Source organism: Tsukamurella paurometabola DSM 20162 (assembly GCF_000092225.1).
Lineage (GTDB): Bacteria > Actinomycetota > Actinomycetes > Mycobacteriales > Mycobacteriaceae > Tsukamurella > Tsukamurella paurometabola.
In genome coordinates, this window is the sequence record NC_014158.1 from 3793858 (window position 1) to 3818147 (window position 24290).

A 24290-nucleotide genomic window follows, 5' to 3' on the forward strand; every position below is an offset into this window, starting at 1 on the left:
GCCGGTCAAGGCACGAGCGCGGTGACCGGAAACGGCCCCAGCACGGTGCGCAGCTTGTTGCGGGTCTCGTCGAGTTCGGCGTCGGGCTCGGACCCGGCCACGATGCCGCCGCCCGCGGTGGCCCGCAGCCGGGTCCCGGCCGGGTCGAGCTCCGCGCTGCGGATGGTCACGCGCCAGTGCCCGTCACCGTCCGCGGTGGTGTATCCGACGGCACCGGCGTAGAAGCCCCGGTCGCCCTCGAGCTCGGCGATGGTCCGGGCGGCGGCGAGGCGGGGGGAACCGCACACCGCGGGCGTGGGGTGCAACGCCAGCGCGAGGTCGAGGGCGGTGATCGACGGGTCCTTCAGTCGCCCGACGATCATGCTGCCCAGGTGCCACACGGGCCCGGCGCGGCTCACCGACGGTGCCGCCGGCACGTCGAGCGCGGTGCACAGCGGGCCCAGCGCGGCGGCGATCTCATCGACCACGTACGCGTGTTCCTCGCGATCCTTCGGCGACTCCAGGAGGCCGTCGGGCTCGGTGGCGGTACCGGCGAAGGGATGGCAGGACACGCGGTCGCCGTCGCGGCGCACCAGGATCTCCGGCGTCGAGCCCACCAGCCAGCGGCCGGCGAAGCCGGTTCCGGCGGGGCTCAGGTCCACGGCGAAGCCGTTGCCGTTGGCGTCGCGGGAGCGCAGCACCTCGGCCAGGATCAGCGGGTCGATGGGCTCGGCCGCGGCGAAGTCGACGGCACGTGCCAGCACCACCTTCTGCAGGTCACCGCGGCGGATCAGGTCCACAGCGCGGCGCACCCGGGCGATGTGCTCGTCCGGTGCGGGGATCTCGGCCAGCTGGGTGAGCGCTGGCAGCTCCGGCAGGTCCGGCGCCGTCGGGAGGTCGGGGGCATGGCGGGTACTGAGGGCCTCGGGGACCGTGAGCGCAGCGGGTGCGGTGAGGTCGAAGGGCAATGCCCCGACCACGGCACCCGATCCGCGGCCGATCCCGCTGCGCAGCGCTTCCGCCGCGACCCGGGGGTCGGTGTACTCCGCGGCCACGCCGGTGCCCACCCGCTCCGCGCCGCCGGTGGCGAACACGAAGTGGGGCCGCGCACCGTCGGCGGTCCTATCGGTCATCGAAGTGCCTCTCGCACGCTGTCCGTGGTCTCCACTCTGCCGCATCGTCCGGCCACGTACTGCAGTGCTCGCGCATGTTCGTCGGCGGAGAAGTCCGCGACGGCGTCCCGGACCACGAAGGGCTGGATATCGCGCATGAAGGCATCGAGCGCGGTGGTCATGATCCCGATGTGGGCGTAGATGCCCGCAATCACCAGCTGGTCACGGCCCCAGGTCCGCATCCGGTCCGCGAGATCGGACTTGGCGAAGGCGCTGTAGCGCCACTTGGTCAGCAGCACGTCGCTGTCCGCGGGCGCCAGTTCGTCGATGATCGCCTCGTTCTCCGGGGACAGGCCGGGGCCCCAGAAGTCGATGAGTAGCGCCCGCTCCTCGGGATCCTGATCGCCCGGCTGTGCCGTGTACACCACCGGCACGCCGGCGACGCGGGCCGCGTCGAGCAGGGCTGCGATGTTCGGAACCACAGTGGCGAGCGGCTGCTGATCGCGTTCGAAGGGCCGCACGAAGTGCTCCTGCATGTCGTGGATCAGGAGCACCGCCCGGGCGGGGTCGGGGGTCCATTCGACGGTGTCGGCGCAGTCGACCTCGGGCAGGTCGTAGGCGACCGTCTTCGGCAGGCTCACTTCTTCTCCTCGGTATCGGTGCGCGCGGCGACCAGGTCGGCGAGTGCGCGCCGCAGTTCGCGCCGGCTGATCTTGCCGACGCCGGTGGTGGGGAACGCATCGACGAACTCGATCCGGTCGGGCACTTTGTACGCGGCCACGCCGCGCTCGCGGACGAACTTCTTGAGTTGGGGGACGGTGGGGCGGTCCTCGCCGGGTGCGCCGAGGATCACCGCGCAGGTGCGCTCGCCGAGAAATTCATCGGCGACGGCCACCACGGCGGCGTCGATCACGGCCGGGTGGGCGACGAGGTGATTCTCGACTTCCTCGGCGGCGATCTTCTCGCCGCCGCGGTTGATCTGGTCCTTCGCCCGGCCCTCGACCACCAGGTGGCCGCTCGGCAGGCGGCGCACGATGTCGCCGGTGCGGTAGAAGCCCTCGGCGTCGAACGAGGCGGCGTCCACACCGCCCAGGTAGCCGCGAATCGTGTACGGGCCCCGGGTCAGCAGGTGTCCCGCCGCACCGGCGGGCACCGGTGCGCCGTCGTCATCGACCACCCGGACCTCGTCGTCGGGCGAGATGGGACGGCCCTGCGTGCCGAGCACGAGGTCGTCGGGGTCGTCGTCGCGGGTGTAGTTGACCAGGCCCTCAGCCATACCGAAGACCTGCTGCAGGCGGCAGCCGAGCTCGGGCTGCACGCGGCGCGCCGCCTCCACGGGGAACTTGGCGCCGCCCACCTGCAACACCTGCAGGCTGCTCAGATCGGCATCGGTGGTGGGCCTGGCCTGCAGCCACAGCATCGCGACCGGCGGCACCAGCGAGGTCATGGTGATCCGCTCGGCCTCGATCAACGGCAGGGCGCGGTACGGAGCGGGGTCGCTGCCCAACACCACGGTGCCGCCGGCCCACAGCACGCCGAGGATGCCGGGCGAGCTCATCGGGAAGTTGTGCGCCACGGGCAACACCACGAGGAACCGCGTGTCGGGCCCTAGACCGCAGATCTTCGCGGATTCGCGCACCGAGTACAGGTAGTCGGCGTGCGTGCGCGGAATCAGTTTGGGCACACCGGTGGTGCCGCCGGAGAGTTGCAAGAAGGCGAGGGCGCCGGCGGCGACCGCGGCGGGCGCGCCGTCGGCGTCGCGTCCACCCTCCAGGAGGTCGGCGAGGCCCACGAACTCCGCCGGCTCGTCGTCGGCGACGATCACCAGCGGGCCCGGGCCGTCGAGCTCGGCGAGCACGTCGCGGGCGAGGTCGCGGTGGTCGAAGCCCGCTGCGCGGCCCGCGGTGATCAACGCCTTCGCGCCCGACGTCTCGATGAAGTGCACGAGTTCACTGCGACGATGCGCGGGTAACGCGAAGACCGGGATCGCTCCGATCCGGAAGACGCCGAAGAGCAGCGGGACGAACTCGACGATATTGGGCAGTTGCACCACGACGCGATCGCCCGGCCCGAGGCCACGGGCCCGCAGACCCGAGGCGACGGCGGATGCCGCGCGGTCGATCTCGCGGTAGGTCAGGCGCGCGGCGGCGCCGCGGTGGTCCCGTCCGACCAGTGCCTCCGCATCACCGAAGCGGGCCGCCGCGGCGGGCAGGAAATCGGCGAAGGTGTCGTCGGTCCAGTACCCCGCGGCGCGGTAGCGCGCCGCGACATCGGCCGGGAAGTACTCGGTCGTGAGGTCGTTGTCAGCGGTCATACGGTGGCGCCTCCGTCCACGGTGAGGATCTGCGCCGTGATGTGCCGGGCGGCGGGCGAGAGCAGGTAGTCGATGGCGCCGGCGATGTCCTCCGGATCGGCGATCCGGCCCAGCGGGATCCCCAGCCGGTGCCGGGACAGGTCGCCGGCGACCGCGGAGCGGACCGCGGCCTCGCCGCCGAAAGCGGTCTGCATCGGCGTGGCGGTGGAGCCGGGAGCCACCACGTTGATTCGCACCCCGCGGTCGGCCACCTCCAGCGCCAGCGTGAGCGTCACCGAGTGCGCGGCGGCCTTCGAGGCGCCGTACGCGCCCAGGCCCACGCGGGGGCCGTTACCGGCATTGGAACCCACCACGACCACGGAACCATTGCCGCGCTGGGCCATCCGCGAGGCAGCAGCGGTCAGCACCGCGACCGTGCCCGCCAGGTTCACCGAGATCGCGGTGTCCCAGTCGGCCTCCGTCGCATCCAGTACCGGGCCGGCGACGAGGACGCCCGCACAGTGCGCAACACGGTCGACGGGGCCGGTGGTGCGTTCCGCGGCGTCCAGCGCCGCGACCACCGCCGCCCGGTCGGACACATCGACCACGTGGGAGGTCGCGACGCCACCTGCGGCGGCCACGGCCCGGGCAGTGACGACCAGGCCGTCGGCGTCGCGATCGGCGAGGGCGACGGGGCCGTGCTCAGCCAGCCGCAGAGCGGTCGCCGCCCCGATACCGGAGGCGGCACCGGTGATGAAGGTGTGGGCCATCAGTGATCGTCCTCATCGAAGTCGGCGACGCCGCGTTTCCAGTAGCCGGTGATGTCGGTGTCGTGCCGGGGCAGCTTCCAGGCATCGGCGACCCAGCGGCGCAGCGGTTTCAGCGTGCCGGCTTCACCCGCCAGCCAGCAGTACCAGCGCTCCCCTTCGGGCACGCTCTGCGGGAGCGCGGCGACGGCTCGTTCGAGCACATCGGAGGTGCCGGGTGCGGCGGCCCCGCGGTGCAGCCAGTGCACCTCGAAACCGGACGGCGGATCGAGCGGGATCTCCTCGCCTGCATCGGCGACCTCGATCAGCGCCCAGCCCGCCGCATCGCGCGGGAGCTCTTCGAGCCACCGGTCGATCGCGGGCAGCGCCGTGATATCGCCGGCCAGCAGGTAGCGGGTGTAGACGGGCGGCACCACCACACCGCCGGGAGGGCCGGCCACATGCAGGCGCTCCCCAGGGGTCACGGTCTGGGCCCAGGTGGATCCGAGTCCGCCGTCGTGCAGGGCGATGTCGATATCGAGCTCGCCCGCTGCCGCGTCATACCGGCGCACGGTGTACTCGCGGGTGACGGGCCGCGCGTCGCGCGGCCAGGACAGCATGAGGCCGTTGCGCTGCGGGAGGCGCAGCACGCCATCCTCGCCGGGGAGAACGAACTTCACGTGATCGTCGGCGGCGTACGTGAGGAAGCCGTCGAGTTCTTCGCCGCCGAGCGTCACCCGGATCAGTGCGGAACCGATCCGGGTGGTGCGCAGTACCTCCAGATCACGGAGCCCGATCGGGTAGGGCACCCGGTCGGCGCCGATCGTAGCGCCGGCCAGCACCTCCTCGATCCGTTCCCGGTGCCGGGCACGGTGATCCACACGTGCGGTCATGTCAGCTCCTCATCGGGTGTATCGGCGTCGGCCCGGCCACGGGACCATGCGGCCCATAGCTCGGCGTACGCGCCGCCGGCCGCGGCGAGCTCGCTGTGCGGGCCGCGCTCACTGATCCGGCCGCCGCTCATGAGCACCACCTCATCGGCGCGGGCGGCCTGCGCCAGCCGGTGCGCGATCACGACAGCAGTGCGCCCCTGGGTGATCCGCTCCGCGGCGTCCTCCAGTTCGGCCGCACCGGCCGACCCCGCCTCGGCGGTGGCCTCGTCGAGGATCACCACCGGCGGGTCGAGCAGGGCCACGCGGGCGAGCGCAACCTGCTGCGCCTGCACCGGGGTCAGTGCGACGCCCTGCGCACCGACGACGACGTCGAGACCGGTGCGGCCCGCACCCTCGAGTTCTTCGGCCCAGGTGCGTGCGCCGGCCATGTCCAGGGCGGCAAGAAGCTCGTCGTCGCCGGCCTCGGGCCGCGCGAGCAGCAGATCGTCGCGGAGCGGTCCGGCGAAGACGTGCACGTCCTGCGTCACCAGGCAGATCTGCCGGGCGCGCTGCGCGGGGTCGAGTCCCGCGGTGTCGGCGCCGTCGAGCCGGACGGTGCCGCTACCCGCGGGTCGGGCACCGGCGAGGATCGCCGCGAGCGTCGACTTGCCCGCGCCGGATGCGCCGACCACGGCCACCGTACTCCCCGCGGCCACATCGAGATCCACATCGTGCAGCACGTCGCGGCCGCCGTAGGAGAACCGGATGCGCTCGGCACGCAGATCGCCGCGGGCTCGCTCCACCGGTGCCGCGACGGGTCCGTCAGTGAGCTCGTCCGCCTCGACGATCACGCCGACCACACGCTGCAGCGACGCCGTCGCTGACGAGATGGGGTCGACCACCAGCATGAGCTGGCCGATGGGCCCGAACAGCCGGAGGAAGTACAGTGTCGCGGCGGTCACCATACCGACCGTGACATCCCCGATGCGCACCAACTGGAAACCGATGCCCAGGAGCAGCGCCATCCCCAGCCATTCGGCGAAGTTGACGCGCCCGAAGAGCCGGTTGTTGATCACCCGGATGACGACGGCGAGCCGTACCACCGCCCAGGAGTGCTCACTGATGAGGGCGCGCCGCTCGTTCTGCAGGCCGAAGGCCCGGACCGTCGGCAGCCCCCGGATCGAGGCCAGCAGTTCGGCGGCCCGGCGGCCGCGCCGCCGGCGCTCCTCGAGGTACTTCTCCGGCGCCTGCCGGCGGTAGCGGCGCAGGGCGAAGTAGTAGACGGGCGCCAGCGCGAAGACGATGAGAGAGAACCGCCAGTCGAGCGCGGCCATTCCCACGAGCGTCACCGCGACCGCGAATCCCGCGCCGGTGATCGACGGCAGGGTCTCGTTGACGGTCTGCGTCAGCACCGTGACGTCGTCGGTGGTGCGGGCGATCAGATCGCCCGGCCCCACCTTCTCCAGACGCCCGAGCGGCAGGTGCACGCCACTGTCGATCACGCGCTCGCGCAGGCGCGCGATCACCCGGTCGACCGCGCCCGCCATGAGCACGAAACCGATGGCGGTGAGCAGCGCCGACAGCACCGTGGCGATGAGCATCGCGGCTCCCGCCAGCCAGACGGCGGCCGTGCCGGTCTGCCCGAACACCGCGGTCCCCGACTGCGCCAGGTCCACGATCGAGCCCATCAACCGCGGCGTCACGAGTGCCGCACCGGCCCCGCCGACGAGGAGCACGAATGCGGCGACGATCCGGGCGCGGTGCGGCCGCGCGGCCGCACCGACGACGGCCCGCACCTGGCGGGTGCTCGCCACTGTCAGATGCTGCCGGGAGTCCGTCGTGGTCATGTCCGCACCCCCTCGGCGGTCGGACCGGACCGCTGCGCGGCGGCGGCCCGCCAGGCGGGTGAGCCGGTGAGCACGAGCGTGGTGCGGCCGGTGCGCAGCCGGGTCACCCGATCGACGATCGTGGCCTCGGTGACGGAGTCGACCGCGGTGGTCGGGTCGTCGAGCACGAGCACATCGGGGTCGGCGTAGAGCGCGCGGGCGAGGGCGACGCGCTGGCGCTGCCCGCCGGACAGGGCTGTGCCGCCCTCTCCCACATCGGCGTTCAGTGCTCCGCCGTCGGCGTCGTCGGCGATCAGGTCGTCGAGTCCGGCGGCGAGCACTGCCGCGTCGAGGGTGACGGGGCTGTCGGGCCGGCGCTCGTGGACGCCGCCGAGCTCGACGTTGTCGCGCACGCTTCCTTCGAACAGGTCGCCCAGGTGCGGTGCCACCAGTACCGCGTGGCGCAGGCGGTCCGGGGCGATATCGCCGACGTCGGTGCCGCCGATGCGGGCGAGCCCGGCGGGCGGCGGCTCATTGAGCGACAGCGCGGATGTCACGGCGGTGGCATCGGCGGCCGGCACCGTGAGAACGGTGAGTGCCCGCTCGGGAACGTGCACGTCGTCTCCGCCGATCCGCAGGGTGAGCGCGCCCGGGGGCACCGTCGCATCGCCCTGGTCGGGCAGCAGCGACGGTGCCTGCAAAACCGACAGCACTCGGGCGGCGGAGGCCTTTCCCGACGCCCACAAGACGCTGGCGACCTTGCCGATGAAGTTCATGGGCTCGGTGAGCAACTGGGCGAGGCCGACCACGGTGATGAGCTCACCGACGGTGATGGCACCGCTCACGGCTTGCACGCCGGCCACCACGGCGATCGCGGCCACGAAGACTCCGCCGAACACGGTGAGCGTCCCCGAGAGCCGCGCGGAGGCTCGATTGGCGTGCAGCGTGGCGGCGAGCGCGCTCTGCGAACGCAGCCGGTATCGCTGCACCGCCGCGTCTTCGGCTCCGAGGCCCTTGACCACCCGCACGCCGTGCATGAGATCGGCGGCGGTGCCCGCGGCCCCGGCGGCCTCGCGCTGCTGGCCGGCGACCCGCTTCGACAGCGGCCCTCCGATGCGGTCCGAGAGCACCACGACACCGACCGCTCCGACCAGCGTGGCGACCCCGAGCGGCCAGGAGATGGTGAGCAGCACGACGGCGGCGAACACGATGCCGACGAGGTTGCCCACCGGGTAGATCAGCACGCCCTTGGTCCGCGCCACGGCGTTGGTATCGGCCGAGGAGATCGACAGCAGTTCGCCCGGCATCCGGCGGGGCCCGCCCAATCCGCGCGGGTCCAGGATCCGGTCGCTGATCCGCATCCGCAGCCCGTGGTCGACGAAGTTCATCGCGATCCAGCCGAGCCGCGAGGCGTAGCGGAAACTGAACGAGAGCACCGCGAAGGTGGCCGCGAGCAACAGGATCCAGCGCACCAGGGCCGCACCGTCGCCGGTGGCGACGCCGCGGTCAATCGCCCGCCCCACGATCACCGGGACGAGCATCTCGCCCAGCTGGTGCAGTGCCGACAGTGCCACCGCCGGAATCATGTAGCGCGGATGCGCGGTCATGCTGCGCCAGAGCAGCGTCCGGGGGCCGGTGTCGGCATCGACCTCGGGGACGCTGACGACGCTGTCGGCGCGGGTGGTTCGGTGGTCGGTCATATCAGCCGAGATACGCCCCGGAGTCTCCGAGAATCTTCGCGGCGGGGTGCTCGGCGCCGTCGGCGGTGCGGACGCGTTCGATGATCACGGCGGGGTTGCCACCGCGCCAGGCGTCGGGTCCGGCGACCACGGCGATGCCGTCACCGTCGGGCACGCACACGCGGCCGGGGGTGCCGCCGTACCGCTTGGTGGACACCGAGGCGGCCGTGATCGCGAGCCGCTCACCACGGAAGACGGTGTGCGCGTTCGGGTAGGGATCGGACTGTGCGCGGATCAGGCGCTCGATGGCGTCCGCCGGCCAGGTCCAGTCGATGCAGCTGTCGTCGTCGGAGCGCTTGTGGAAGTAGGTGGCGGCGGCCGGGTCCTGCGGCACGGCGACGGCGGTGCCGGCCTCCAGCTCGCGCAGCGAGCGGGCCACCAGCGGACCGATCAGGTCCACGGTGCGGTGGAACAGGTCCACGGTGCGGTCGGCCGGCCCGACGGCGATGGACTCCTGCGCGATGATCGGGCCGGTGTCGAGGCCCTCGTCCATCAGGTGCGCGGTGACGCCGACGTGCGTCTCACCGTTGATGAGTGCCCAGATCAGCGGGGAGAATCCGGCGTACTTCGGGAGCAGTGAATCGTGGATGTTGAGCGTGCCCAGCCGCGGGAGGGAGTAGATCGACTTCGGCAGCCAGGTGCGCCAGTTGTTGGCGACGATGATGTCGGGTTGTGCCTCGGTGACCGCCTCCAACAGGCCGGCGTCGGGACGCTTGGCGAGGAACACGGGGACGCCGCGATCGGTGGCGAGCTGCTCGACCGAGTCGTTCCACATCTGCTCGTACGGGTTGTTCGAGACGGGATGGGTCACTGCCAGGGTGACCTCGTGGCCGGCGTCGAGGACGGCGGACAGTGTGCGGTGGCCCCAGGTTTGGAAGCCGAAGGTGACGACGCGCATCATGCCCCCTTGGAGAATGCGATGGTGGATTCGGGCACCAGGCCCTCGACGATATCGGTGAAGATCTCGCCGGCCCGGACCGCGACGTTGGACAACAGGGTGGAGCCGAGGCCGTGCGTCTCCTGTGTGGCTCCCTGAATGTAGAGACCGGGAACGAGCTCGCCGTCGACGGACAGCCGGTACTCGCGGTCGATCCGCTGCCGCTCGGGGGCGACCCCGGCGAGCACCTCGGTGACGCCCAGGGAGCGGAATCCGGTGGCGCACACCACGGCGGTGTAGTCCTCGACGGTGTCGGCGCCCGTCATCCGGCTGTGCAGACCGACCCGCACGCCGTCGTCCGAGGGCGACGCCGAGGTCACGACGGTGACCGGCCGGAAGCGCAGGCGCCGGTTGCCGGTCACCTTCTCCTGGTACTCGATCGCGTACAGCTCGTTGATGAGTTCGAGGTCGACGCAGCCGTAGTTGGTGGTCGCGTGGCGGGTCATCAGCTCGGCGCGCACATCGTCGGGGGCGTCGTAGAAGTCGTCGACCGCCTCGGGGTCGAAGACCTTGTTCGCGAAGGGGCTGTCGTCGGCCGGCTGGAAGCCGTACGAGTTGAACACCGATTCGATGACGGCGTTGGGGTAGGTCCGGTGCAGGTACTGCACGACTTCGGCGGCGCTCTGGCCGCCGCCCACCACGAGGAAGCGGTGCGGTGCGACCTCGTCGAACGCGGCGACGGCGATGTGGTCCAACAGCCGATGATTGTGGAACACGCGGGGGCCCGGCGTGGCCCACGCGGGCAGTCGCTCCGTGAGGCCGGTGGCCACCACGACCGATCGGGTCCGCACCTCGTGTGCGCCCTCGGAGTCGGTGTAGCGCACGGTCCAGCGCGCACCGTCGGGCCCCGGCTCCTCGATGCGCTCGACGGCGGTCACCTCGCTGCCGTAGTCGATGCGCGCATCGACGGACTCCGCCACCCAGGAGAGGTAGTCGGTGAACTCGACACGGGTCGGGAAGAACGTCTGGTGGTTGATGAAGTCGACGAGCCTGCCGCGCGCCTCGAGGTAGCTCAGGAAGCTGAACGGGCTGCGGGGATTGCGCAGGGTCGCGAGGTCTTTGAGGAAGGCGATCTGCATGGTGGCGCCGTCGAGCAGCATGCCCGGGTGCCAGCCGAACCGGGGCTTGCGCTCCAGGATCGTCATCGCGAGGTTCGTGAACCCGGCCCGGTTGTGCTCATCGACCGCTGCGGCGAGCGCCAGGTTGGACGGTCCGGCGCCGATACCGACGACGTCGACTGTCGCCTCTTGCTGTGCCATGAGTCTCCTTCTCTAACAAAACACACCCTGGATAGGATAGGCATACCTGAACGATCCGAGTCCACTCATGGAGAGGAAAACCCCTGTGCCCATCGCCACCGAAGACGTCCGCCAGGACATCGCCACCATCCTGGAGGTCCCCGTCACCGAACTCGGCGACGACGCCGTTCTCGCCGATCTCGGCCTCGACTCCATGCGGATGATGACCCTGGTGGAGGGGTGGCGCGCGGCGGGGAACGATATCGATTTCGCCGACCTGGCGCCGCTCCCGACACTCGGGGAGTGGCTCGAAGTCCTGGTCTCAAGTTAGCATAGCCAAACCAAATCTGTGATCGGTCGACGGGTGACCGATCCTCCCCGTTCCTCTCGACGCCTAGGGAGCCATGTCCACGATCGACAGCGACACCCACCAAGCTCACGGAGCCGGCCTCGGCGATGCAGCCCGTGACCTGTGGATGGGGCACTATGCGGCATCCGACCCCGCGCCCTACACCACGGCGGAGACGGCGTTCTTCGGCCCGGGCGTCGACGCCGACGCACTCGCGGAGGCCACCCGCCGCGCCCTCAACGAGTCCGGGTCCGCCCGCGTGCGATTCACCGAGACCGCAGGGATCCCGGCGCGCAGGAGCCGGGCCGATGCGGTTCCCGCGATCGAGATGATCGCCGTCGACGACGAGGACGTCGCCCGGCGGCGGTTCCGGGCGATCGCGAATCGGGCGGTCGATCCCGCCGGCGAACGCCTGATCGGTGCCGTGATCGCCGAGATCGCACCGCGCGCCGACGAGGACGGACCGCGGGTCGCGTGGTGCCTGTGGGCACACCACCTGGTGCTCGACGGATACGGCTACGCCCTGCTCCGCAGGCGGATCGCGGAACACTACGCCGCTGTGACGACGGGTTCCACCGCGCCGCGCTCGCGCCTGGCCGCGGCGGAGGCGGTCCCGGGTCCCGAACGCGAGACAGACTGGGCCGATACCACCGAGCCCACCGCACTGAGCCGGTGGAGTTCCGCCGACGTCCCCGCCGTCTCGGGACCGCTGCGCGCGCACCGGATCCTCGACGTCGCCGACCTCCCCCGCCCGTGGGCACCCTGGGCGATCGCCGCGATCGCCGCCTACACCGCGCGCCTGACCGGCGAAACCGATGTCACCGTGGGTGTTCCGGTACTCGGACGCGCACCGTCGACCATGGGGTCCACGCTCTCCGCCGCCTGGATCGCGGCCCTGCCGCTCACCGTCGCACCGTCGGACACCCCCGCCGCCGTCGCGGCCGCCGCCGAATCCGCACTGCCCTGGCTGGCCGCGGGCACATACCACCGCTGCGGACCCGGCGTGCTGGTGAACGTCAAGCCCTTCGCCGGTTCGCTCACCCTGGGCGACAACGCCGCCGACTACGAGGTTCTCGCCGAGGGCCCGATCGGCGATGTCTCCATCGCGGTCGAGTCCGTGCGCACCGCCGACGGTCAGCGACTGCGGATCGACGTCGCGGCCAACCCGAGCGCCTACACCGCGACCGAGGTCGCCGCGCATGCCGACCGGCTCGCCGGGTTCGCTGCGGACTTCCTGCGCGAGCGGGACACCCCCGTCGCCGATCTCACGTGGTTCACCCCCGCCGACGCCATGGCATGGTCCACGGCCACGGGCGAGCGCACCCTGATCGATGTCTTCGACGACCGCGCCACGGCCACACCCGACGCCCTCGCCGTGCTCGGGACCGACGGGACCGCCACCAGCTACGCCGAACTGCGCACCGCCTCGGAGCGGCTCGCACAGCACCTGCGCGAGGCGGGCGTCGTCGCAGGCGATCTGGTGCAGATCTCGCTCCCCCGCGGCCCCGAAGTGGTCACCGCGATCCTCGGCGTACTCCGCGCAGGTGCCGCGTACCTGCCCGTCGACCCCGGGACTCCCTCCGCCCGGGCCGATTTCATCGTCGCCGATGCCGGGCCGACCGCAGTGGTCACCGAGGGTGGCCGCGTGAGCGCGCTGACCCCCGAGCCGGGAGCGGCGCGCGTCCCGCACGGCACGGCCTACGTGATCTACACCTCGGGCTCGACCGGCACCACGAAGGGCGTCCCGATCGGTCACCACAACGTGCTGCGCCTGTTCACCGCCACCTCGTTGCGGTTCTCCGCGACGGACCGCTGGATCATGTTCCACTCCTACGCTTTCGACTTCGCGGTATGGGAACTGTGGGGCGCACTGCTGCACGGCGGTGCGGTCGTGGTGCCGGGGGCCGCCGATGTCACCGATCCCACGCGCATCGCCGGACTGATCGAGACGCACGGCATCACCGTGCTGAACCAGACCCCCGCCGCGTTCTACGCACTGCAGCACGAGATCGCCCCGGCGGCCGCCCGTCGCCTGCGGTACGTCATCTTCGGCGGCGAACGCCTGGAACCGGCCCGGTTGCGGCCGTGGTTCGACAGGTTCGGTGACCACGTCACCGCCGGTATCGAGGGCAGCGGCCCCGAACTGGTGAACATGTACGGGATCACCGAGACCACGGTGCATGTCACCGAGCACGCGCTGCGCGTGACCGACGGCGCGGCCTCGATCATCGGCCGACCCCTCGCCGACCTTCGGGCCTACGTCCTCGGCGACGACCTGCGCCCCGTGCCCCCGGGTCGGATCGGCGAGATCTTCGTAGCCGGGCCCGGCCTGTCCGCCGGATACCTGGGCCGCGACGACCTCACCGCGCAGCGGTTCCTGGCCGATCCCCGGGGCGGTGGCCGGATGTACCGCACGGGCGATCGCGCCCGGATCACCTGGGACGGCGACCTCGAATACATCGGCCGCACCGACGATCAGGTCCAACTGCGCGGACACCGTATCGAACCCGCGGAGATCGACGCCGCCGCCCTCGATCATCCGGACGTGCGCGGCGCGATCACGATCCTCACCGCCCTCCCCAGTGGCGAGGACGGCCTCGTGACCTACGTCCTGGCACCCCTCGGTGCCGAAGCGCAGATCCTCACCCACCTACGTGGGCGCCTCCCGGCCTACATGGTGCCGTCGGCCGTGATGGCACTCGACGAGCTACCGCTGACGGTGAACGGGAAGATCGACAAGCGCGCACTTCCCCCCATCGCCTTCGACACCGTCGCAGCGAACACCGCCGACGAGGCTCTGGACAGCACCCTCGCCTCCGTGTGCGACGCCTTCGCGGAGGTGACCGGCGTGCCGACCGTGCACCCGGACGCCGGGTTCTTCGCCCTGGGCGGGCACTCGTTGCTGGCGGTCACCCTGGTCCGCCGGCTTGCGACCATCCCGGGCCTGGGCGGGCTGCGCCTCGCCGACGTCTTCGCCACCCCGACCCCGCGCGATATCGCCACGCTCGCCGGTACCGGCTCCGCGCCGGCCGGCGACGGTCCCGTCGCCGGAATCGCCGGCACGGCACCGACTCCGCTGTCGCCCGCGCAGGAACGCCTGTGGTTGCTGTCCCGGCTCGACGGTGCCGATGCCTACCTCCTCGGGCTGGTGCTCCGGCCCACCGACGGCACGGACCTGGACGTGGACGCGGCGGTGGCTGCGTTGACCGACATCGCGCGGCGCCAGGAGAGCCTGCGCACTCGATTCCCCGCGCTGAACGGGTCACCGGTGCAGGAGGTGCTCGATTGGTCGCCGCGGCCGCAGGCCGTCGACGATGTCCGGGCCGCCGTGGCCGGAGCACTGGCGGAGGGATTCGACCTGGCGGTCGCCCCGCCGGTGCGCACCTTCGCCTCCCCGGAGGGAATCGGCATCGCGATGCACCACATCATCGGAGACGAGGCCTCCCGACAACGGCTCACCGAGGAGTTCGCGGCGGCGTACGCCGCCAGGACGGGCGGATCCGAACCGGCCGACTGGCCCACGGACGCACCGTCGTACCGCGATGTCACCCTGTGGCTGCGCCAGCGGGCCGATGGTGACGCCACCCGCCGTGACCTCGACTACTGGACCGACGCGCTCCGCGATGCCCCCGTGGAACCGCAGTGGCGCACGGACCATGCGCGTCCCGCGCTGCCCAGCGGTGCCGGGGCGACGGTGCGCGCCCACCTCCCCGCCGACGACCACACCCGCCTGCGCGCAACGGCAGAGCTCGCCGATGCCAGCGTTTTCATGTCGCTGCACGCCGCCCTCGCCGTCACGCTGCAGCGCTTCGGCGCCGGCGACGATATCTGCATCGGCACCCCCGTCGCCGGACGCGACCATCCGGCGACCGATGCGCTCATCGGCTGCTTCATCAATACGGTCGTCCTGCGCACGGATCTGCGTGAGACCACCACCTTCGGCGAGGTCCTCACGCATGCCCGCGAACGCGATCTGGGTGCGTTCGCGCACGCCGGCACCGCATTCGACGCCGTGGTCGACGCGGTCAATCCGCCCCGCGTGAGCGGCCGGCACCCGCTCTTCCAGGTGATGCTCTCGCACTGGGCCGAGACCGATGGCGACACCGCACTCACCGCCGACATCGTGCGCACCGACACCGCGAAGTTCGATCTGGCCTTCCGCTGCGTGGAGACGGCCGAAGGCGTCGACGTCGAACTCGAGTACTCCACCGAGCTGTTCACTGCGGCGACCGCGCAGCGACTGCTGGACCGCTACCTGGTGGCGCTCTCCACGCTCCCCGCGGACCCGACGGCGCCGCTCGACACCGTCGACCTCTTCACCGATGCCGAGCGGGCCGATCTGCACGTGTGGTCGCACCCCACGCACGACGAGCCGGTGCGCGAGTTCTCGGCGGTCTTCCTGCCGATCGCGCGCACCGATCCCGACGCCGAAGCGCTGGTGTGCGGAGCCGACTCCTACAGCTACGGCGATGTTCTCGCCTGGACCGATGCGCTGGGCGGACACCTGGTCTCGCTCGGCATCGGCAGGGGCGATCTGGTGGGCGTCGCACTGCCTCGCGGGGCCGCGATGGTGGCTGCCGTGGTCGCGGTGCTGCGGACCGGCGCCGCCTACGTTCCGCTCGACCCCACGTATCCCGAGGACCGGCTCGCCGACATGATCGAGGATGCGGGGCCGAAGGTGATCCTCTCGGACGCCGACTTCGTGCGGGCCTTCGCACCCGGCGCGGCGCTCGCCGTACCGAACGGGCCTGCCGTGGAGGACGTGCGGCGTGCTGCGCCGACACCCGATGACCTCGCGTACGTGATCTACACGTCCGGATCCACCGGCCGGCCGAAGGGTGTGGAGGTGACGCACCGCGGCATCGCCGACCTGCTGGTGCTGCAACGCGATGTGATCGGCATGGGGCCGCACACCCGTGCCCTGCACTTCAGCTCGATCAGCTTCGATCTCGGTTTCTGGCAACTGATGTGGGGACTGTGCTCGGGAGGAACGCTGGTGGTGGCGCGGGATGAGGACCGGCTGCCCGGGCGCCCGCTCCTGGACGTCATCGAAGCGAACCGGGTGAACTTCGTGGGCGTGCCGCCATCGTTCGCGGCGGCCTTCCCGCCCGACGCGGACCTCGCGCCCGGAATCGACCTGATGCTCGGCGCCGAGAAGCTGACGCCGGCGCTGATCGCCCGCTTCGCACCCGGCCGCACGCTGTACAACGCCTACGGCCCCACGGAGTGCACGGTCAACGCCACCCTGGCCACGATCTCCCCCGAGCACACCGGTCCCGTTCCGATCGGACGCCCGGACCCGGGCAAGCGGGCCTACGTGCTCGACGCGCACCGTCGCCCCGTGCCGCCCGGCACGATCGGCGAGCTCTACCTGGGTGGCCCCTCGGTGGCCCGGGGTTACCGGCACCGGCCGGAAACCACCGCGCAGAGCTTCCTGCCCGACCCCTTCGCGGCCGATGGCAGCAGGATGTACCGCACCGCCGACCTGGTGTGGTGGGGCGACGACGGGCAGCTGTACTTCGCCGGTCGCGCGGACTCCCAGGTCAAGGTGCGCGGGTTCCGGATCGAGCTCGGCGAGATCGAGACCGTGATCGGCGCCGACCCCGCGGTCGCGGACGTCGCGGTGACGGTCTCGGGCGAACGCATCGTGGCCTACGTGATCACCGTGGAGGGCGAGAGTTTCGACGCCGACAACCTGACCCGGCGCGCCCGGTCGCGGTTGCCGCAGTACATGGTTCCGGCGATCTTCGTACCGCTGCCCGAGTTCCCTCGCCTGCCCAACGGCAAGGTCGACCCGAAGTCGCTGCCCGAACCCGCCTCGGCGCACAAGCTCACCGGACGGGGTCCGCGCACACCCCGCGAGGAGCGGATGTGCGCCCTGTTCGCGCAGGCACTCGGGCTCGATGCGGTGGGGATCGACGACAACTTCTTCGATCTGGGCGGGCACTCGCTGCTGGCCGCCCGCCTGATGACGGAGATCGGCGCGGAGTTCTCCGTGGGTGTCACCGTGGCCACCCTGTTCGCGGCGCCCACCGTGGCGGAACTCGTCGCACGTCTCGAATCCGGCGACGGTGCGGACGATTCCGGGCTCGACACGGTTCTGCCCTTCCGCACTCAGGGCGACCGCGCCCCGATCTTCTGCTTCCATCCTGCGGGTGGAATCAGTTGGGGCTATGCGGGGCTGATCCGGCACATCGACGAGCGCTACCCGCTGTACGGGATTCAGGCGTCGAACCTGGCGACGGGCGGTCGTCCGCCGGCCACGCTCAAGGAGATGGCGCGCGAATACCTCGAGCGGATGCGCGAGATCGCTCCGCACGGCCCCTACCACCTCGTCGGCTGGTCGCTCGGCGGCGTCGTCGCCCACGCCATCGCGGCCGAACTGCAGGCGGACGGCGAGCAGGTCGGGATCGTGGCGATGCTCGACTCGTTCCCCTCGGACGCGTGGCCCACCGTCCCCACCGAGCAGGACGCGCTCGCGGCACTGCTCTACATGGTGGGCTACGACCCGCAGCCCCTGGTGGACAAGGGGATCACCCGCCAAGCAGTGATCGACGTGCTCCGCTCCGAGGGCAGTGCCCTGGCCGGGATCACCGAGGTGACGCCGAACGCGATGATCGACAACTTCGCCAACGCGGTCACCCTGGAGGCCGAGCCCTATCAGGCCACCGTCGACGGCGATCTCCTCTTCTTCACCGCTGCACGCAATCCCGCGACCTCGGCGACCTATCCCCTGTGGGAGCCGTACTTCACCGGCACGATCGTCAACCACGACGTCGACTGCGAGCACAAGGACATGACTCAACCCGGCCCGATCACCGAGATCGGGCGCGCCCTGAACTCCGCACTCCTGCGGGCAGAAGAAAGGAAATCCCGGTGACACCTCGATTCCGTCGAGCGCGTGCTGCGCTCGCCGTCACCGCCGCCGCGGCCGTACTGGTCACAGCAGGCTGCGGCTCGAACGGCTCGTCCGGCGACAGCGCTCCGTCGCAGGATGCGGGCTTCCCCGTGTCCATCCAATCGGCGCTCGGCACCGCCGAGATCAGGTCGAAGCCGCAGCGCGTCGTGACACTCGGCTGGGGCAGCACCGAGGCCGCGGTCGCGCTCGGGGTCATCCCGGTGGGCATGCGCGATATGAAGTCCGACTCCGGCACGGTCGACGGCATCCTGCCGTGGGTGAAGGACAAACTGGGCGATGCGAAACCCGAGTTGCTCCCGGAGAGCAGCAAGTCGATTCCGATCGAGCAGATCGCGGCGCTCAAGCCGGACGTGATCCTGTCGGTGCAGTCGGGCCTCACGCCCGACCAGTACGCACAGCTGAGCAAGATCGCGCCGACGGTGGCGCAGCCCGGCAAGAACTGGCAAACGTCCTGGCAGGATCAGACCACCCTCGTCGGCAAGGCGCTCGGCAAGGAGGCCGACGCCAAGAAGCTGATCGAGGACGCCGACAAGAAGATCGCGGACGTCAAGGCCGCGAACCCCGGATTCGCCGGTAAGACGGTGGTCGCCGCGAGCGGCACCACGCCCGATGGCCTGAACCTGTACTTCGATACCGACCCGCGGATCAAGCTGCTCGCCGGCTTCGGCTTCACTCCGCTGCCCGCGCTCACCCAGCTGCGGGAGAGCACCCAGCCGGGCAAGTTCGCCGCACCGGTGAGTTGGGAGAACGTATCGAAGTACAACGCTGACGTGCTGACCTCGTGGTACCTCGACGCTACCCAGCAGAGCGTGGAGGCCAACCCGGTCTTCACCAGTCTGACCGCGGTGCAGAAGAAGGCCTACGTGCCGCTGACCGACCCGCCGCTGGTGTTCGCGGTGAGCTCGCCGAACGTGCTCGACCTGCCGTGGCTGGTGGAGCGCTACGTTCCGTTGTTGCAGACGGCGGCGAAGAACGCGGGCTGACATCCGTACGCCGAGGGCCCGGGAGCACTGCTGCTCCCGGGCCCTCGCCGTTTCTCCAGAATCGTCCTAGAGGCCGGCCGCCTCCAGCGCCCGTTCGTAGAGGTCGGTGGCCTCCTCCCGGGACTTGCCCGCGGCCAGCGCGTCGGCGAACACCTGACGCAGCCGTTCGCCGCCACTGGCCTCGAATCGCTGGGTCCACTCCTCGGCGTTGTACCGCCAGTAGCCCACGATGTCGGCGCGTCCTCGCGCCCACCCCAGCCCGCGGACGTGCTTCTTGGCGGCGCGGGTGTCGGCCGCTTCACCCGAGAGCCACAGATAGGCGTCGGTGGGCAACTCGACGCGGCCGAGCGCGGCCGCCAATCCACTGGGGCCGGCACCATTGCCGGAGCCGAGCAGTTCGATCACTTCGGTGTTGGGCCGGTCGGGCAGGTAGTCGGTGTCACTCGGGTCCAGCACCTCGGCGAGCACCGTCACCGGGATCTGCGGTGGCGTGTGCTCCAGGATGCGGGCCAGCGCCGGCAGCGCCGCGAGATCGCCAGCGAGAACGTGCCGACCCGCGTCGGCGGGCGGCGAATACCAGGATCGGGGGCCTGCGGCGAGCAGTCGCCAACCCGGACGGGCGGCACGGAACCAGTCCATCGCGGGTCCGTGATCGTGCTCGGCGATGTCCACCACCATCCGGCGACCGGCCGGGTCGTAGTGGCGCACCGTGTAATTGCGGTGCCCCTGGCTGCGCTCGGTGTCCACGATCTCCCACCCCCCGAGGGCCGACGGATCGTCCGACCGCCGGGTGCGCAGTTCGTCACCATCGGTCGAGAGGTAGAAGGCGATGGACTCATCGCCGGGCGTGATCGGCTGATAGCCCTGTCCCGCTGCGGGATCCACGTCGAATTCGAGGCGCAGCAGGCTCTTTGAGACCTGCGCGGTCTCGGCGACGGTCAGGACGAAATCGTTCCACTTCATGCACTACTCCCATCGGTCGGTTCTGCGGCGCTCGAATGCCGAGCGCCCGCGCGCCTTCCCCTCACCCCGGCGTGCCCGGCAATGCCCGATCACGAACCGGGAGCGGACGACGAACTACTTCGCGAACAGCTTCTCCACCACACCGAGGGTGTCGATCGCCTTGTCGAAATCGGGACGCTGCACCCAGTAGGGCAGGTCGAAGGCCCGGTTCGCGGCGAACGCCGGCAGCGCGGCGTACACCGGCTGTGCGCGCAGCGCATCCGCGGTGTAGGTCTGCCCGCTGAAACCGATGATGAACACCGACGGCTGCGTGATCGTGGCCGGCAACTGCTCCGGGGTGATCTCGTACGAATCGCCGCCCGCGGTGTACGGCTTGAACCTGCCGGTCGCGAAGACGGGAGCCGCCTCGATGCCGACCTTGGCGAACTCGGCGGGGACACCGCGATTTTCGATCAGTCCGTAGGCCTTGCCCTGCGCGGTCATCGATAGGTACGCCACCGGTCCGGGCGGCGGGGTGATGTTGGCCTTGACCTGGGCGATGCGGGCGTCGTACTTCGTCACGGCCTCGCGGAAGACCTGCGGCTTGCCGAAGGCGTTCGCCAGATACTCGTACTGCTGCTGCCAGCTCTCAAGCTTGTTGTCCACCAGGATGGTGGGCGCGATCGCGGTCAGCTTGTCGTAGGCGTCGTTGCCCTGCTTGAACGGGAAGCCGAGACCGCCGCCGATGATCAGGTCGGGCTTCTCGGCCGCGACCGCCTCGATGTTGTACCCGGCCGCCGGCCAGTTCATGAACGTCGTACCCTGCTTGGCGAAGTCGTCCGCCCACGCCGGATAGGGCGTGGCGGTGGTGATATCGCGGTCGGTGTATTCGGTGACCACGGAGACGACGGGCAGGCCCAGGTCGTACAGATAGCCGGCCAGGTTGTAGTTGAGCAGCACCACGCGCCGGGGCGCAGCGGGAACCTGCACGTCGCCCTTGACGGTGCTCACGGTGCGGGTCGCGGGCCCTTTCGAGTCGTTCGAGGTCCCCGAGTCTCCGCATCCCGCAACCAGCCCCACCGCGCACAGAACGGCGGCGAGGTACCGCACATGCCTGGTCATAGTTCACCCTTCTCCAAGAATTTAGGACAGCCTTATCAAACCATGAGCGACGGGTCAGGGAACAGACCGCCTGCCGCCCACGGTCGACCGCGGTGCGGCAGAGTGGGGGTATGGAGCTACGCATCTTCGTCGAACCCCAGCAGGGCGCCACCTACGCCGATCAGCTCGCCGTGGCCCGGACCGCCGAGGCGGCCGGGTTCGGGGCGTTCTTCCGTTCCGATCACTACGTCGCGATGAACGTCGACGGTGCGCCCGGCCCGACCGACTCGTGGATCACTCTGGGCGCCATCGGCCGGGAGACCTCCACGATCCGGCTGGGCACCCTGGTCACATCGGCGACGTTCCGGTTCCCCGGACCGCTCGCGATCTCGGTGGCTCAGGTCGACGAGATGTCCGGTGGCCGTGTCGAACTCGGCCTGGGTGCGGGATGGTTCGCCGAGGAGCACGCCGCCTACGCGATCCCCTTCCCCGATGTGAAGGAGCGATTCGCGCGGTTCGAGGAGACCCTCGAGATCGTGACCGGACTGTGGGAGGCCACAGCGCCGTACACCTTCCGCGGCGAGCACTTCTCGGTGGTCGACTCCCCCGCGCTTCCCAAGCCGGCGCAGGCGCACGTACCGATCGTGCTGGGCGGCGCAGGAAAGAAGCGCAGCGCAGCGCTCGCGGCCCGGTTCGCCGATGAGTACAACACGCCCTTCGTCCCGGTCGAGGAGGCCGCGGCGGTGTGGGCCCGAATCGATGCCGCCGCCGAGGCAGCCGGCCGCGATCCGCAGTCGATCGTGAAATCGGCTGCGCAGGTGGTGTGCGGTGGGCCCGACGAGGCGACGGTCGCGCGCCGCGCCGCGACCATCGGTCGCGAGCTACCCGAGCTGCGGAGCAACGGTCTCACCGGTTCCGCCACCGAGATCGTCGACAAGCTGGGCACGTTCGCCGAGGCCGGTGCCGAGCGCGTGTACCTTCAGGTGCTCGATCAGAGCGACCTCGCGCACGTCGAATGGATCGGTGCAGAGGTGTTACCGCAGGTCGCCGGGCTCTAGAACCCCGCGGAGGAAGGCGGCTGCGCCCAGGTGCTGGGCGCAGTCGTCGACGATGCTCACCAGCCGAACGGCGACGGTGACCGGCGGATCCCACGCAGGGTCGATCACACGGGCGAGCTCCTCGACGCCCACGCCGGCCAGGTACCGGCGCGCCATCGCGGAGACGTCCTCGAAGTATCCGGCGAGCAGTGGCTCGCCGGCGTGGACCTGCGCGGCCTCCGCGCGGGAATGCCCGTAGCCGGTGGAGTCGGGCGGCAGGTCGAGCCCGAACCGGCCGTACCAGTCTCCTCCGGTCCAGACCTGCTCGACACCGGCGATCGGCGCCAGTTGCGCGTCGATCACCCGGGCGCTGTGCCACACCAGCCAGGCAATAGTGTTCGCCCCCGGCACGATCCGCCGATTCGCGATGTCGGTATCCAGACCTCCGGTCACCGCCTCCGCATGCTCCAGAAGCCGACCGAACGCATCAATGAGGACATCCCGCGCTGCGGTGGCGTCATCCATACCTCGACGGTACGCCGATCAACCCTGCACCGTGGGCAGCACAATCATCGATGCGACGTTGACGTTCACAGGAAGCGCCGAACTCCACACGACAGCGTCACCGATCGCGGCGGCGGAGATCGGCGGAATCTCGGCCACCAACTGTCGCAAGGACTCCTGGGCTTGCTGATCGGCCATATCGTGTCCCAGTTCGGAGGCGGTCATCCCCGGCTCGATGGCGCGCACGCGTACCCCGCGCGGGCCGAACTCGGCGCGAAGATTGGTCGTCAGGTGGGTGACGGCCGCTTTGGTCGCGAAGTACACCGCGTACCCCGGCATGACCACGTCGGCGCCGATGGAACTGATCAGCACCAGATCTGCCGGCCCCTCCTGTGCGGCGGCGCTCAGATCGTTGATAGCCGCCCGTGCGGTGCTGAGCAGGCCCGTCACATTGGTAGCGATCATCCGGTCCCATTCGCTGGGGTCCGCAGCGTCGAAGGGGGCTGCCAGCATGGTGCCCGCGTTGGCGACGACGAGATCGAACGGCCCTACCTCACGCCTGAGGTCGGCGACCGCTGTCTCCAGTCCAGCTCGGTCGGTGACGTCGGCGACGGCGTAGGCGCCGCCGGTTTCCGCTGCTACCGTGGCGAGCCTATCTGCGCGGCGGCCGACGAGGGCGACGCGAGCTCCGGCCGCGGCAAGGGCGGCGGCGGTAGCGGCTCCGATCCCGGATCCGGCGCCGGTGACGAGTGCTGTGCGATTCTGCAAGTCGTAGGTCATGGCAGGGGACGTTGCCTGGTCCGCACCAACGGTGGCAGACCGGGACACTACGGGGTAGTCGTGCTACCTGGCTGCCCCCGGGCGATTCGGTAGCGTGAGAAGCGTGGACGACAACCTGCTCGGCGAGTTCCTCCGGGCCCGTCGCGAGAGGGTCGACCCAGCGACACTCGGCTTGCGCGCAATGGGCGTACGGCGAACGCCCGGCTTGCGACGTGAAGAGGTGGCGGCCCGCGCCGGGATCAGTGTCGAGTATCTCGTACGCCTGGAGCGCGGACGGGACCGAAGGCCTTCTGCCGCCGTGGTTGGCGCGCTCGCCGACGTTCTGCAGCTCGACGGCGACGGTGCCGCGCACTTGGCGCGGCTCGCTGCTCTTCCCGTCGATCGCGGCGGCGACGTGGTCGACGACATCTCGCCCATGTTGCGTCGGTTGCTCGACTCATGGCCGAATCCGACAATCGTGACCAATTCTCTGCTCGACCTGATAGGAACGAACGCCGCGGGCGAGGAGTTGCACCGCGGAATCGGGCTGCGGGTCGGCGACAATATGGCTCGATCCCTATTCCTGGATCCGCGTTCTCAGGCGGTCTTCGTGGACTACGACACCGTCGCCCGGGAAAGCGTCGGTAACCTGCGGGCGCTGTCAGGCGCCAATCCATCGCACCCGCGGCTCGTCGAGCTCGTCGGCGAGTTGTCTATACGCAGCGATCTCTTCGCCAGATTGTGGGGCGAAGGTGAGGTCCAAGCGAAGACCAACGGCGGCAAGGTGATCGCGCATCCCGACCTCGGGGTGCTGGAGTTGGAGTGGTCGACTCTTGAGGTCGCGGCTGCCCCCGGACAACTCGTCGTCGCCTACCAGGCCAGGGAGGGCACGCCCTCGGTTCGAGCGATCGACGCGCTCGTCGCCCGTGTGGCGCGCACCTCCTGACCGTTGTG

18 protein-coding genes are annotated in these 24290 nt (G+C 70.6%); 5 read left to right on the plus strand and 13 right to left on the minus strand.

Translation table 11 applies throughout. The features are described 5' to 3' along the window. Positions 1–5: 5 nt before the first annotated feature. The 9 genes from TPAU_RS18420 to TPAU_RS18460 are packed head-to-tail and all read right to left on the minus strand — an operon-like array spanning position 6 to position 10763. Positions 6–1112: an isochorismate synthase gene (locus TPAU_RS18420; protein WP_013128257.1), complete on the minus strand. Its 1107-nt coding sequence runs from the start codon at positions 1110–1112 to the stop codon at positions 6–8. Beyond that, positions 1109–1732, minus strand: coding sequence for an isochorismatase family protein (locus TPAU_RS18425; protein ID WP_013128258.1), 624 nt, complete (start codon positions 1730–1732; stop codon positions 1109–1111). The genes TPAU_RS18420 and TPAU_RS18425 overlap by 4 nt, the downstream gene beginning before the upstream one ends. Then, entirely contained in the window at positions 1729–3405 is a 1677-nt protein-coding gene (locus tag TPAU_RS18430; protein WP_013128259.1) for a (2,3-dihydroxybenzoyl)adenylate synthase, read from the minus strand. The genes TPAU_RS18425 and TPAU_RS18430 overlap by 4 nt, the downstream gene beginning before the upstream one ends. Continuing rightward, positions 3402–4154, minus strand: a complete 753-nt coding sequence (locus TPAU_RS18435) for an SDR family oxidoreductase (protein WP_013128260.1) — start codon at positions 4152–4154, stop codon at positions 3402–3404. Before TPAU_RS18435 ends, TPAU_RS18430 begins: the two co-directional genes overlap by 4 nt. After that, on the minus strand, positions 4154–5023 hold the full coding sequence (locus TPAU_RS18440) for a siderophore-interacting protein (RefSeq protein ID WP_013128261.1): 870 nt from the start codon (positions 5021–5023) through the stop codon (positions 4154–4156). The genes TPAU_RS18435 and TPAU_RS18440 overlap by 1 nt, the downstream gene beginning before the upstream one ends. Then, positions 5020–6849, minus strand: coding sequence for an ABC transporter ATP-binding protein (locus tag TPAU_RS18445; RefSeq protein ID WP_013128262.1), 1830 nt, complete (start codon positions 6847–6849; stop codon positions 5020–5022). Before TPAU_RS18445 ends, TPAU_RS18440 begins: the two co-directional genes overlap by 4 nt. Further along, complete coding sequence (locus TPAU_RS18450) at positions 6846–8528, minus strand: ABC transporter transmembrane domain-containing protein (protein ID WP_013128263.1); 1683 nt, start codon at positions 8526–8528, stop codon at positions 6846–6848. The genes TPAU_RS18445 and TPAU_RS18450 overlap by 4 nt, the downstream gene beginning before the upstream one ends. Position 8529: 1 nt before the next feature. Beyond that, positions 8530–9465 carry a methionyl-tRNA formyltransferase gene (locus TPAU_RS18455; protein ID WP_013128264.1) on the minus strand — a complete coding sequence of 312 codons (936 nt, stop codon included), beginning with the start codon at positions 9463–9465 and terminating at the stop codon, positions 8530–8532. Continuing rightward, on the minus strand, positions 9465–10763 hold the full coding sequence (locus tag TPAU_RS18460; RefSeq protein ID WP_013128265.1) for a lysine N(6)-hydroxylase/L-ornithine N(5)-oxygenase family protein: 1299 nt from the start codon (positions 10761–10763) through the stop codon (positions 9465–9467). The genes TPAU_RS18455 and TPAU_RS18460 overlap by 1 nt, the downstream gene beginning before the upstream one ends. A gap of 85 nt (positions 10764–10848) precedes the next feature. Here TPAU_RS18460 and TPAU_RS18465 point away from each other — a divergent pair, with 85 nt between their 5' ends. The 3 genes from TPAU_RS18465 to TPAU_RS18475 all read left to right on the plus strand — a co-directional run bounded on the left by TPAU_RS18465 (position 10849) and on the right by TPAU_RS18475 (position 18993). Further along, entirely contained in the window at positions 10849–11073 is a 225-nt protein-coding gene (locus tag TPAU_RS18465) for a phosphopantetheine-binding protein (RefSeq protein WP_342611672.1), read from the plus strand. A 73-nt stretch (positions 11074–11146) separates the two neighbouring features. Then, complete coding sequence (locus TPAU_RS18470; protein ID WP_013128267.1) at positions 11147–17971, plus strand: non-ribosomal peptide synthetase; 6825 nt, start codon at positions 11147–11149, stop codon at positions 17969–17971. Further along, positions 17968–18993 carry an iron-siderophore ABC transporter substrate-binding protein gene (locus TPAU_RS18475; RefSeq protein ID WP_013128268.1) on the plus strand — a complete coding sequence of 342 codons (1026 nt, stop codon included), beginning with the start codon at positions 17968–17970 and terminating at the stop codon, positions 18991–18993. Before TPAU_RS18470 ends, TPAU_RS18475 begins: the two co-directional genes overlap by 4 nt. Before the next feature lie 66 nt (positions 18994–19059). Here TPAU_RS18475 and TPAU_RS18480 read toward each other — a convergent pair whose 3' ends face one another. Both TPAU_RS18480 and TPAU_RS18485 read right to left on the minus strand, forming a co-directional pair. Continuing rightward, positions 19060–19956, minus strand: coding sequence for a siderophore-interacting protein (locus TPAU_RS18480; protein WP_013128269.1), 897 nt, complete (start codon positions 19954–19956; stop codon positions 19060–19062). A gap of 114 nt (positions 19957–20070) precedes the next feature. Then, complete coding sequence (locus tag TPAU_RS18485; RefSeq protein ID WP_013128270.1) at positions 20071–21057, minus strand: Fe2+-enterobactin ABC transporter substrate-binding protein; 987 nt, start codon at positions 21055–21057, stop codon at positions 20071–20073. 110 nt (positions 21058–21167) lie between these two features. On the opposite strand from TPAU_RS18485, the gene TPAU_RS18490 reads away from it, so the two are divergent. Next, positions 21168–22094, plus strand: coding sequence for an LLM class F420-dependent oxidoreductase (locus TPAU_RS18490; RefSeq protein WP_013128271.1), 927 nt, complete (start codon positions 21168–21170; stop codon positions 22092–22094). Here the strand turns inward: TPAU_RS18490 and TPAU_RS18495 are convergent. Beyond that, complete coding sequence (locus TPAU_RS18495) at positions 22071–22598, minus strand: mycothiol transferase (protein ID WP_013128272.1); 528 nt, start codon at positions 22596–22598, stop codon at positions 22071–22073. The genes TPAU_RS18490 and TPAU_RS18495 overlap by 24 nt on opposite strands. A gap of 18 nt (positions 22599–22616) precedes the next feature. After that, positions 22617–23357, minus strand: coding sequence for an SDR family oxidoreductase (locus tag TPAU_RS18500; RefSeq protein ID WP_013128273.1), 741 nt, complete (start codon positions 23355–23357; stop codon positions 22617–22619). A 103-nt stretch (positions 23358–23460) separates the two neighbouring features. On the opposite strand from TPAU_RS18500, the gene TPAU_RS18505 reads away from it, so the two are divergent. Further along, entirely contained in the window at positions 23461–24282 is an 822-nt protein-coding gene (locus TPAU_RS18505) for a helix-turn-helix transcriptional regulator (RefSeq protein ID WP_013128274.1), read from the plus strand. Positions 24283–24290 lie beyond the last annotated feature (8 nt).